10 protein-coding genes are annotated in these 11930 nt (G+C 65.4%); 2 read left to right on the plus strand and 8 right to left on the minus strand.

What is annotated here, in order from left to right; genetic code table 11:
- The first annotated feature begins 336 nt into the window (after positions 1 to 336).
- The gene (locus LPW39_RS06770) at positions 337 to 1110 is read left to right on the plus strand and encodes an enoyl-CoA hydratase/isomerase family protein (protein WP_021028139.1); all 774 of its coding nucleotides are present in this window, start codon (positions 337 to 339) and stop codon (positions 1108 to 1110) included.
- A 352-nt stretch (positions 1111 to 1462) separates the two neighbouring features.
- Positions 1463 to 2110: a TetR/AcrR family transcriptional regulator gene (locus tag LPW39_RS06775; RefSeq protein WP_230772954.1), complete on the plus strand. Its 648-nt coding sequence runs from the start codon at positions 1463 to 1465 to the stop codon at positions 2108 to 2110.
- A gap of 66 nt (positions 2111 to 2176) precedes the next feature.
- Here LPW39_RS06775 and LPW39_RS06780 read toward each other — a convergent pair whose 3' ends face one another.
- The 8 genes from LPW39_RS06780 to LPW39_RS06815 form a co-directional block, all read right to left on the minus strand.
- Entirely contained in the window at positions 2177 to 3370 is a 1194-nt protein-coding gene (locus LPW39_RS06780; protein ID WP_230772904.1) for a porin, read from the minus strand.
- 195 nt (positions 3371 to 3565) lie between these two features.
- Positions 3566 to 4141: a nuclear transport factor 2 family protein gene (locus LPW39_RS06785; RefSeq protein WP_230772905.1), complete on the minus strand. Its 576-nt coding sequence runs from the start codon at positions 4139 to 4141 to the stop codon at positions 3566 to 3568.
- Entirely contained in the window at positions 4138 to 6255 is a 2118-nt protein-coding gene (locus LPW39_RS06790; protein WP_230772906.1) for an acetate--CoA ligase family protein, read from the minus strand. Before LPW39_RS06790 ends, LPW39_RS06785 begins: the two co-directional genes overlap by 4 nt.
- 11 nt (positions 6256 to 6266) lie before the next feature.
- The gene (locus LPW39_RS06795; RefSeq protein WP_230772907.1) at positions 6267 to 7418 is read right to left on the minus strand and encodes an acyl-CoA dehydrogenase family protein; all 1152 of its coding nucleotides are present in this window, start codon (positions 7416 to 7418) and stop codon (positions 6267 to 6269) included.
- A 3-nt stretch (positions 7419 to 7421) separates the two neighbouring features.
- Positions 7422 to 8600, minus strand: coding sequence for an acyl-CoA dehydrogenase family protein (locus LPW39_RS06800; protein WP_230772908.1), 1179 nt, complete (start codon positions 8598 to 8600; stop codon positions 7422 to 7424).
- A 63-nt stretch (positions 8601 to 8663) separates the two neighbouring features.
- On the minus strand, positions 8664 to 9647 hold the full coding sequence (locus LPW39_RS06805) for a Bug family tripartite tricarboxylate transporter substrate binding protein (RefSeq protein ID WP_230772909.1): 984 nt from the start codon (positions 9645 to 9647) through the stop codon (positions 8664 to 8666).
- A gap of 52 nt (positions 9648 to 9699) precedes the next feature.
- On the minus strand, positions 9700 to 10530 hold the full coding sequence (locus LPW39_RS06810; RefSeq protein ID WP_230772910.1) for an SDR family NAD(P)-dependent oxidoreductase: 831 nt from the start codon (positions 10528 to 10530) through the stop codon (positions 9700 to 9702).
- Positions 10530 to 11753: an ABC transporter substrate-binding protein gene (locus LPW39_RS06815; RefSeq protein WP_230772911.1), complete on the minus strand. Its 1224-nt coding sequence runs from the start codon at positions 11751 to 11753 to the stop codon at positions 10530 to 10532. Before LPW39_RS06815 ends, LPW39_RS06810 begins: the two co-directional genes overlap by 1 nt.
- Positions 11754 to 11930 lie beyond the last annotated feature (177 nt).

An 11930-nucleotide genomic window follows, 5' to 3' on the forward strand; every position in this document is an offset into this window, starting at 1 on the left:
TGGCATATTCGCCTCCTAAACGCATCATGTCATTCGATGTGTCCGGAAAACCGGGGGAAGCCCACTAGCGTGCCAACGACGAATGCGAGTTCCCTGAAGCCTCTAAACGCGCATACGTCCAGTTCAAATCCTGGCGCGAAAAAATCAAATATCTTCAAGCGTTGGCGCGCATAGCCACCCAGACGACACCCTGCTTCGGCCCGCCTGCAGTACCCCAATCACCTGAGCGACACCCCCACCCCTCCCCCGTACCAACCCGCTTGAGCCCTCCGCCGTTATTCGCTAATATTTACTTGCCGACCGGTAAATTACTAGTATTCAACCAGGAGACCCTGCATGGCCTACAACACGCTCATCGTCGACATCAAAGACAAGATTGCCGTTGTCACCCTCAACCGCCCTCCCGTCAACGCGCAGAACAAGGAGTTCCGCAACGAGATCATGGAGCTGTTTGACGAGCTGTCTGACCGCGACGATGTGGCCTGCATCGTGCTCACGGGCACGGGCAAGGTGTTCTCGGCCGGTGCCGACATTCGCGAGCGCCCCAACCTGGCGGGTGAGCCGGGTGCCTATGGCCGCCACAACCGCCTGGTGCGCGAGTCGAACAACGCGATCATGGAATGCTCCAAGCCCATCATTGCGGCGATCAACGGCCCAGCGCTGGGGGCTGGATTTGGGCTGGTGATGGCTTCGGACATCTGGGTGGCCTCGGAAGACGCCTATTTCTCGATGCCTGAAATCAATGTGGGGCTGGCTGGGGGTGTCACCTTCTTGCAGCGCTATTTCAGCCAATCGCGCGCACGCCGCATGTTCTTTACCGGCATGAAGGTGTCGGCGCAAGAGATGTACCGCCTGGGCCTGATCGAAGCCTGCCTGCCCGCCGACCAGCTGATGCCCTATGCGATGGAGATGGCGCGCGAGATTGCCTCCAAGAGCCCTATCGCCTTGCGCCTGGCCAAGGAAGCCGCGCGCATGACCTTGTTGATGCCCACGCGTGATGCCTACCGCTATGAGCAAGGCAACACGGTGGCGCTGTCCAAGACGGAAGACACGCGCGAGGCGCAGCAGGCGTTTTTGGAGAAGCGCGAGCCTGTCTACAAGGGCCGCTGAGACTAGCCGGGTACCGCTGAGAGCCGCTGACACAGGCCTTGATAGGTTGTTGCTTCGCCGGCCGCGCCCTGTCTTGTCGGGGGGCGAGCCTCAACTGCAAACCATCGGTTTGCTGGGCCTTGTTAGCGGCCCCCCTTTCCCCCGTGCCGAGAATCATCGATCGCTGCCGCCCCTGGGCTACAACCCTGGGGCAACGCAGCCTTTGCGCCCCCTCCCTACAGCGTTGGGCTGGGCCCGGTGGATGGATGATTTTCGTTGAACTATGATGGTGCCACCGCCCAGAAGCCACAAGCAGCCGGGTGCGGATCGACCGTCTCCCGGGCGATATCAGGGCACATAAATTTTGGTGACTATGCAAAAAAACACGACGAAAACCTCCGACGCCCCCGAAGAAGGCAGCAGCACACGCATGCGTGTCGAAGACCGGAAAGAGCAACTGATAGAAATAGCGATGCGGCTGTTTGCCACCAAGGGCTTTGACGGCACCTCGCTGCGCGACATTGCCGAAGAAGCCCAGATCACCAAGGCCGCGCTGTACTACCACTTCCCCAACAAGGATGCGCTCTACGAGAGCATCCTGGTCGATGGCATGCGCACCCTCGTCAACTATGTATCTGCCGCCATGGGCAAGGTGACCAGCCCCGAGGCCAAGGTGCGCGAGTTCATGCTGTCCTCGGCCGACTATATGGAGCGCAACCGCGACTCCTGGATCGCCGGCTCCAACATGTTCTGGTTTGGCGACAATGCCAAGCCCCGCACCGAGAACCTGGCCCTGCGTGACGAGTATGAAAAACTGCTGCGCGACGCGGTCAAACAGGCCATTGACAGCCAGGTGTTCCAGAAGGTGGACCCCACCATTGCCAGCCGCATGCTGCTGGCGGTGCTGAACCAGCTGCCCCGCTGGCACTCGCCCACCGGGCGGCTCAGCACCCGCCAGGTGGTGCAGCAGTACATTGACATGATTTTCCAAGGGCTGCTGGCTAGCAATCCAACACGCTAAAGCTACTCCCCATCAAACAAGGCCCAGGCGCTTCAAACGCCTGGGCCTTGTTGCGTATTTCAGCCTTTAGAAGCTGTGGATGATGCCCACCCGGTAGGCATTGCTGTTGCCGTTGTTGGTAAAGCCCGCAGCGGTCACCGCACCGGTCAAGGTGTAGCCGGCGCCGTTCTTGTTCTTCACATAACCATAGTCCGTGTACAAGGTGGTGCGCTTGGACATGGGGTACAGGTAGGCCACGCCGTACTGGCGCGCATCGCGGTTCAGCGGGCCGGTGTCGTTCAGGTCGATGGCGTTGAGCAGCAAGGTGCCTGGGCCGAGCTTGACGGAGGCGCCGATCGAGAAGCTGCGGTCGTCCTGGCCTTCGTAGTAGCCCACGGAGGGGAAGCCGGCGAGCTGGCCGCTGTTGTCCAGGCCAGTGTTCACAGTGGGCGTGATGGCCGCGCCGGGGTTCTTGAAGGTGGCGAACGAGCCAAACAGCTTGAAGGCCTTGAAGTCATAGGCCAGCGCCGAGTTGAAATAGCGCACCGCCGATCCATCGCTGGGGTTGGTCATGCGCGTGGCCGATACGGCTGCGCTCCAGGCATCGTTCTTGTAGAACAGCGCCAGGGTGTACTGGTGGGCGCGGTGCTCGATGTCGATGTTCTGGCGCGTGTACTCGCTGATGGTGTAGGCCGCCTTGCCGATAAAGCCACCAAACGAGGGGCTTTGGTAGAGGATGTTGTTGTTCTGCCGGCCGGGCGATGGCTGGATGCCCTGCAGGTTGCCGCCGCCGCCCAGGCCAAAGGGGTCACCCACGGCCTGCACTTCGGTCGGCAGCGATGCCAGGGTACGGCCCATGCGCAGCTCGCCAAAGTTGCCGGTCAGGCTGATCAGCGAGCCCCGGCCAAAGGCCTTGGCGCCAAAGCCCTGGTTTTGCTGCTGCGCGCCGTTGGAGGTGTTGATGCCCATCTCCAGCTGGAAGTTGGCCCGCAGGCCGCCGCCCAGGTCCTCGCTGCCCTTGAAGCCCAGGCGCGAGCCCATCATGTGGCCGCTCTCCAGCTTGGTGGCGCGCTGGCCTTGCATGGATACGCTGGCCACGCTGCTGTCGATCAGGCCATAAACCTGTACCGAGCTGCTGCCGCCTGAGGCCAGCCCCCCGGCTGGCGAGGTGATCTGCTTGAGCTCCTGGGTCTGCGCGGTTTGCGCCGCTACTCCCCCTGCCGCTGTGGTGGCGATGAGTGCTGCGAGCAGCGGATGAAGTCTGGGCTTGTTGGCTTTCATGGTTTGTCTCCTGTAGTACTTTTGGAAAGACGTGGTCGGACCTGGCCCCATGCACGACCACGGTGAAAACGCTTTGCTGTTTTTTTAGACCGAGCAGATCCCCACCGCGCTAGGCAAGGCAGTGAGAAAAGGAGTCCCTGCTGTCAGATGCAGGGGCAGAAGGGGCGGAAGCGATCCGCCAGAGCGGGGTAGTGCTTAAGGACTGGCGGGCATGGCCACCTCGCGCATCAACGCGTACCAGGGGTCGTCAGGCGCCCTGGCGCCAATCGGCAGGCGCCGGCCAAAGCGCGCGGCTTCGTCCTGCGTGGGCGCGGCCCAGATGTCCTGCCAGTCGTAGACCACCACGCGCTTGGCCACCCGCCATTCGCGCGCGGCGGTGGTCGTGGCGCGGCAGGTAAACAGATCGACATAGCGGCCGCACAAGAAGGTGGCGCGCGGCGCGCCAACGGCATCGGTGTCGGTCTGGTAGGCCAGAAAATACGCCTCTACTGCTGCGGCATCGCCGTTCAGATGGATGGACAGGTTGGCGATGTTGTGGATGTAGCGCCCCTTGGCCAGCTGGGGCAGCGCCGCCTGGATAAAGCCTTCCGCACTGCCCTGGTAAGCGCCATGGCGGTCTGTGGCATCGGGCCAGTAGGCGGCGCGCAGGGCCGCTTCGTCGCCCCGGTCAATGCCCCGGCAGTAGGAGTAGAGGGCTTCGCGGATCGCCTCGCGGTCGCTCAGCGCCTGGAGCCGTGCCTCCAGCTGGGCCAGTCGTGCTTCGCTGCTCATGGCTGTTCCTCCTGCGCGCGCAGCTCGATCACCGCATCCAGGCACATGGCGCCCCGGGTGCGCACCATCAGCGGGTTGATGTCTACGCTCTGCACCCGGTCGGCATGCTGCATGGCAAACTCCGACAGCCGACACAGCGCCTGCACCAGCGCAGCCTCGTCATACTGCGGGCCGCCGCGCCAGCCGCGCAGCAGCTGGCTGGAGCGCACGGCATCGACCAGCGCCTGGGCACGGGCTGCCGTGAGCGGTGCCGATGCCAGCGCCACATCCTGGAACAGCTCCACCGCCGTGCCGCCGCTGCCATACATGACCATCTGGCCAAAGGTCGGGTCGCGGTGCAGGCCCAGGATCACCTCCACGCCGCCACTGAGCATCGGGGCGATCAACACGCCCTCCAGGCGGGCACCGGGCCGCGCTGTGCGGGCGCGGTCCATCAAGGTGCCAAAGGCGCGTTCGACGGCAGCGGCATCCTGCAGGTTGAGCATGACGCCGCCGACCTCGGTCTTGTGCGCGATGTCGGGCGAGACGATCTTGGCCACGACCGGGAAGCCCACCTGCGCTGCGGCAGCTGCCGCCTGGGCAGCGCTGCTGCACAGATGCTCGGGCGGCACCGGCAGGCCAGCGGCTGCCAGCGCGCGCTTGGCGCCGCTTTCGGTATGCACATCGTCCAGCGCCAAAGCCGGCGCGGCAGTCTGCGCACCGTCGGGCAGTTGGTACAGCGTCTGCCAGCGCTGGCGGATCTTGGCCAGGCTGGCAACGGCGCGCACCGCGCGGGTCGGGTCCTCAAACACGGCCACGCCCTGCTTTTCCAGCGCGCTGCGCACCTGGGGCAAGGCCAGCATCACCAGGATGGTCAGGCGCTCGCGGTGCTGCGCGGCCAGTTCCGCAATCTCTTGCTGGGTGCTGGCAAAGCGCTCGGGCGACAGGCCCACATGGGCCAGGTAGCCCAGCACCGCGCCATAGCGCGTGTGCTCCAGCATCACAGCCAGGGTGCGCGCGGTGCCACTGGCCACCGAGGTGACCTGGGCCGTCATGTCCAGCGGGTTGGCGGCCACCGCAAAGGGCAGCAGCGCCAAGGTGGCCTCGCGGGCGGGGGCGGGCAAGGGGGGCAGCTCCATGCCCTGTGCGCCCGCCTCGTCGGCCATCAGCACGCCAATGCCGCCCGAGCCGGTGAAGACACCCAGCTCGTCATTGGCCGGCAGCACGCCGCTGACGGTGTAGAGGTAGGCGATGTCCAGCATCTCCTCGATGGACTCGGGCCGCAGGGCGCCGCATTCGCGGAACACCGTGTCGTAGACCTTGTCATTGCCGGCCAGCGAGCCGGTGTGGGTGGAGGCAGCAGCGGCACCCAGCTCGGTCCGCCCTACCTTCATGATCAGCACCGGCTTGCCGGCACGCGCCGCCTTGAGCAAGGCGCGGCGCAGGCGGTTGCCATCGCGGCAGGATTCGACCGCCGCGCAGATGATGCGCGTGTCGGGGTCGTCTGCCAGGTAGTCGATGCTCTCGGCCACATCAACATCGGCCTCGTTGCCGGTGGCGATGATCTTGCTGAAACCCAGGCCGCGCAAGGTGGCCAGGCCATAGGCGGCCGAGCCAAAGGCGCCGCTTTGCGTGGCCAACGAGATGGAGCCCGGCTGGGGCTGGGCGCCGTTGAGAAAGGTGGAGAAGGTCGAGAAAAAGCGCGCCGGCACATTCAGCAGGCCCAGCGAGTTGGGGCCCAGCATGCGCACACCTGCAGCGCGGCACAGGCCCACAATGCGGTCCTGCAGCGCACGGCCGGCTGCGTCAATCTCGGCAAAGCCGGCTGTCATCACCTGGATGGCCTTGACGCCCTTGGCAATGGCATCGCGCACAGCCTCTTCCACCCCGGCCACCGGCACGCAGATGATGGCCTGGTCGACCGGAAACGGGATATCCGACACCTTTTGGTAGGACTGCAGGCCCTGGATCAGCGCGCCGCTGCGGTTGACTGGGTAGATGGGCGCGGCAAAGCCGGCTTCGAGCATGAAGCGCAGCGGCCGGCCGCCAATGCGCTCGGGATCGGACGAGGCGCCCACCAGCGCCACCGAACGGGGGTGGAACAAGGCGTCGAGGGACGAAGATGCGTGGCTCATGGCGGGTCCTCTCAGGCGCGGGCGGCGGTAGGGGCGGATTCGGCAGCCACTTCGGCCGCGATCTCGGCGGCCATGTCGGCGGCCAGGCTGTCGAGCTGCTCGTAGCGGTCGCCCCACTGCAGGCTGCAGCCAATCGCATGCATGGCCAGGCGGGCGGCGGGCAGCTCGCGCGACATACCGATGCCGCCATGCAGCTGGATCGCCGACTCGCCCACCTGGCGGGCCGCGATCGACAGGTAGTGCTTGAGCAATGCCACCGCATGCGCATCGCCATCCCCCAGGTCAAAGGCCACCACGCGCTCGCGCACCATGCCGCGCACGCTCTCATAGGCCACATACATCTCTACCGTGCGGTGGCGCAGCGCCTGGAAGGTGGAGAGCTGCACGCCAAACTGCTGGCGGGTGTTCAGGTATTCAATCGTCTGCTCCACCATCGCGCCAATGGCGCCGACGATCTGCGCGCAGCAGACCAGCGCGCCCACGGTACCGGCGCGCTCGGCCGCAGCCACTGCCGCCCGGCCCCTTTGCAGCACGGTGCTGGCGGGCAGGCGTGTGGCTTTCAGCGCCAGGTCGGCGGTCAGCCGGCCGTCATGGCCGGCCCAGCTTTGCAGGCTGCCGCCTAATTGGTCGCGGCTGGCCAGCAGCAGCAAGGCTTCGCCAGCAGCGCTGCGGGCCAGGAAGAGCAGATGGCTGGCCGGCTCGCTCAGGTCGATGCCGCGCAGGCTGCCCTGCAGTTGCACGCCTTCGGCATCGACCATCGCCGTCAGGCTGCAGCTGCCGTCATGCGCAAACACGGGGGCGATGGAGACTTCGCCGGCGGCCAGCAGGCCCAGCATCTGCGCCACATCGTCGCGGCCGGGGATGGCGCCCAGCACCGCTGGCACCACGGCGCAGCGTGCAACCAGCGGCGTGGTCAGGCCATAGCGGCCAGCGGCCTCTGCGATCGAGGCCACATCGGCGAAGGTGGAGCCCGCGCCGCCACTGGCCTCGGGCACCAGCACGGCTTGCCAGCCGAGCTCCAAAAACTGCTGCCAGCTGTCACTGGCCTGGTCGGTGGCCTGGGCTTCGGTCAAAGCGGCATTGACCGCCACAGCATCGGCTGCCACCCGCAGCGTTGTGTCGTACAAATCGCCCGGAAACATGGGAGAGGCTTGAAAAGGCATGGGTCAGGCTCCAAAGATATCGCGTGCAATCACGTTTTTTTGTACTTCGCTGGTACCACCGGCCAGGGTGCGTGAGCGGTAGAAGAGGTAGGTGTGGATCAGCTCGCGCTTGAGCTCCACATCGGCGGGGCTGTCCTCGGGCAGGCTCGGAATCAGGCGCGCTGCGTAGTCGGGGCTCATGTCAAAGGCAATGCCGATGATCTGCTGGGCCAGGTCGGAGCAGAACAGCTTGAGCGCCGAGGATTTGGACGAGGCCAGGGTGCCCTGCATCTCTTCGTCGATGGCGCTGATCAGCATCTCCTTGGCGCCAGCCACGGCCGCCTGCGCCAGGAACAAGCGCTCCAGCAGCATGTGCTGGCTGGCGCCTTGTTGCGTACGGCCGCGCTCGCGCAGCGGCTGCTCGATCTGCTCCAGCAGGCGCACCAGGCGCGGTACGGTAGCGGGCGACAGGCGCTCGCGGTCAAGCAGGAACTTGGCGCAGGCCCAGCCACCGCCCTCTTCGCCAATCAGGTTGGCCACGGGCACGCGCACATCGCGCAGGAACACCTCGTTGACATGGTGCCAGTGGTCAATCGTCGGGATGGGGCGCACCTCGATACCGGGCGCATTCATTGGCACCAGCAGCAAGGAGATGCCGGCCTGCTTCTTGCCTTCTTTGGAGGTGCGCACGAGGGTGTACATCATGTCCGCCTCCTGCGCATGGGAGGTCCAGATCTTCTGGCCGTTGATGACATAGTCATCGCCGTCGCGCACTGCTGCCGTGCGCAGCGAGGCCAGGTCGGAGCCGGCGCCGGGCTCGGAGTAGCCCTGGCACCACCATTCGCTGCCGTCCACAATGCGCGGCAGGTAGCGCTCCTTTTGTGCGGGCGTGCCAAAGTGCATGATCACCGGGCCAATATGGCCGATGCCATGGTGGTAGAGCGGCGGGCAGTCTTGCTGCGCCATCACCTCTTCAAACAGGTAGCGCTGCTGCATGTCCCAGCCGGTGCCGCCCCATTCGATCGGCCAGTTGGGCGCGCTCCAGCCCTTGCGCTGCAGGATCTTGGCCCACTCGCTCATCTCGGCGCGGCCCAGCTTCTCGTTGGCGCGGACCTTGGCTTTCAGCGCGGGCGGGCAGTGCTGCTGCGCAAAGTCGCGCAGGGTTTGTCGAAAGTCGGCATAGGGATCGGTGGTTGCTGTCATGTTTCCGGGTTCAAGGTCAAATCAAACGACAAGGGGCAGGCAGGGGCTGGGCGCCCCCTGCCCTCATTCCTGGGTAATGTGCTTTTCTCGGATCACGGCGGCCCAGCGCGGGCGCTGGGCATCCAGGTAGGCGGTGAAGTCTTCGGGGCCGAGCAGGTGTAGCTCGCCGCCGGGGCGGGTGACGCCCTCGGCCACCGTGGGCACTTCCACCACCGCGCGCAGATCGCGGTAGATTCGCTGCTGCAGTGCGGCGGGCACCTTGGCGGGCATGAAGAAGCCAAAGAAGCTGCTGCAGCTGTAGGGCTTGAGCTCGGGCGCGGACGACTGGGAGAACGGGGTCAGCGGCAGTGCGCTGCGCACGGGTTTGTCACTGGCAACGCCCAGCACCTTCATGCGCCCGGCCTGCACATAGCTGACCGAGCTGGGCGCATCCAGCAAGGCAGCCACCTCGCCGGCCATCAAGGCATTCAAGGCCGGGGCATTGCCCCGGTAGGGCGCGTGGATGATGTGCGCGCCGACGGCCGAGGCCAGCATCTCGGCGCAGATATGCGGGCTGGAACCCACACCGGATGACGCAAAGGCCACCTTGCCATCGTTGGCGCGCATATAGCTGGCGAACTCGGCCAGGTTGTTGGCGGGCACTTGCTTGCCCACATAGAGCACGCTGGGCGACTCGGACACCATCATCAGCGGCTTGAGGTCCTGCGGGTCATAGGGCAGGCGCGGCATCATCAGCGGATTGGTCAAATAACCCAGGCTGCTCAGCAACAGGGTATGGCCATCGGCGGGGGCCCGGGCGACCAGGGCCGTGCCAATGGTGGTGCCGCCGCCGGGGCGGTTGTCGATCACCACCGGCTTGCCCCATTTCTCGGCCAGCACCGGTGCAATGGCGCGGGCCACCTGGTCGGTAAAACCGCCGGCCGCATAGGGCACGACGATGGTGACCTGCTTGTCAGGGAACTCCGCCGCCTGCACCACGGCCCCGGCCCAGGCGCCGATGAGCACGCCCCAGGTGGCGGCCCGCTTGAATTTTTGAGAGATAGACACGGCAGGTCTCCATCACAAAATACGTTGTTGCTAGGGGCTGGCCCGTTGCGGCCTAGCCTGCGGCAGCGGTCTGGGGCAAGCGGCGCTGCGCCGCCTGGTCCTGCCAGGCCTGCTGGGGCAGCGAGGCCATCATGGTGTGGGTCAGTCCGCCATCGACCACCAGCTCGGCACCGTTGATGTAGGCAGCCGCATCGCTCAGCAAGAAGCTGACGGCACCGGCTATATCGCCGGGCTCACCAATGCGGCGCAGCGGCACGCGCTGCTCGCGGTGGGCCTTGGCGGCCGGATCGGCATAGGCCAGCGCAGTACCGGGCGTGGCAATCAAACCGGGCGAGAGCGCATTGATGCGCAGACCCAGCGGCCCCCACTCGGTCGCCAGCTGGCGCACCAGCATCAGCGCGGCTGCCTTGCTGGCGCTGTAGGCGCCCAGTGGTGGGGTGGCATGGCTGGCCGATACCGAGGTGATGACCACGATGCTGCCGCCACTGGCACGCAGCGGCGCCAGCGCCGCCTGGGCCAGCAGCAACGGCGCCCGCGTATTGAGCGCAAAGGTCCGGTCCCAGTCGGCGACTGGGTAGTCGCTCAAGGCACCAGGGAAAGCCGCGCCGGCATTGCTGACCAGGCCATCGAGCCCGCCCCAGTGCTGCACGGCAGCGGCCACCGCCTGGGCGGCAAAGTCCAGTCCTGACAGATCACCCGCCAGCACCTGGACCCGGGCGCCCAGGGCTTGCAACTCGGCAGCCACCACATCCAGCTCGGCGGCATGCTGGTCCAGCAGGGTCAGCTGCGCCCTAGCGCCCTGGTCATGGGCGTCTTGGGCCAGCCGCAGCGCAATGGCACGGCCAATGCCGCGTGCGGCACCGGTGACGAGAATGCCGCCCATCACTGCCCCTTGAGGAGGTCGCAGGCGCTTTCGGAGGCGCGGCGCCAGGCCTCTTCAGGCGCGATGGTGCCGATGATCTTGTAGTAGTCGAACTTGGCCTTGGACTCCGCCGGGGTCTTGACCTGCACCGCATAGAGCGGGCGCAGCACCTGGCCATCGGCCCGCACCTTGACCTGCTTGGAGAAGAAGTCGTTGACCGGCAGCTCGCGGATCTTGGCCGCCACGGCCTTGCCCTCGTCGGTGCCAGCGGCCTGCACGGCCTGCAGGTAGTGCATGGTGGCGCTGTAGGCACCGGCCATCAGATAGGTGGGCGCGCCATTGTTGTAGCGCGCCATGAAGCGCTTGGACCAGGCCCGGGTCTCGTCGTTCTGGTCCCAGTAGAAGGGCAGCGCGAGCTGCAGGCCCTGGGCCACATCCAGGCCCATGGCGGTGACGCTGTTGATGGTCATGCCAAACACCGCTACCTTCTGCCCACCGCGCGCAATGCGGTACTCAGCCGCTTGCTTGAGCGCGTTGGACAGGTCCAGCCCGGCGTTGATGATGACGATCGCCTCGGCACCGCTGGCCTGCGCCTGCAGCAGGTAGGACGAGAAATCGGCCGTGCCCAGCGGGTGGCGTGTGACCCCGGTCACTTTACCGCCGCCCTCTTTGATAAAGCGCGTGGCCTCGTCCAAGTAGGCCTGGCCAAACGCATAGTCCACCGCGATGAAGTAGAAGCTCTTGACGCCCTGCTTCATCAGCGCCTTCACCCCTGCCTTGGGCATGGCGTAGGAGTCGGCAACGAAGTTGAAATTCATCGGCGAGCAGGCCTTGTTGGTCAGGTCGGCCGTCGTGGTGCCTGCGATCAGGTAGGGCTTGCTGCGCTCTTTCATCAGCTGGGCCACCGTCAGCGCGATCGACGAGGCGGAGTTGCCGACGATCGTGTCGAACTTCTCCACATCCAGCCAGCGGCGGGTGATGCTCAAGCCAATGTCGGGCTTGTTCTGGTCATCCGCTACCACCACCTCGATGGGCTTGCCCAGCACCTTGCCACCAAAATCCTCGACCGCCATCTTGACGGCCAGCGCATGGCCAGGACCGCCGTTGCCCGAGTAAGGGCCCGTCTGGTCCCCCATCACTCCGATGCGGACCACGTCATCACTGACCTGGGCCCAGGACGCGGACGGCGCGGCCATGGCCGCGAATAACGACAAAAGCAATGCATGCGGGCGTACAGATTTCACGTTGTCTCCTTGATCAGCTCTTTTTTTGCGATGAACCGTGTCTTTGGCCGGCCGTCCAGATCTTGGTGTTGGACTACATACCTGCCGACAGGTAAATAGTACAAACAAAAGCCTGAATGGCTTTCAGTGCTAACCCTTGGTCGCTGGGCGCTGTGTGTTTTTGCCCCTGCTGGATGG

Source organism: Comamonas koreensis (assembly GCF_021026195.1).
Classification (GTDB): domain Bacteria; phylum Pseudomonadota; class Gammaproteobacteria; order Burkholderiales; family Burkholderiaceae_C; genus Comamonas; species Comamonas koreensis.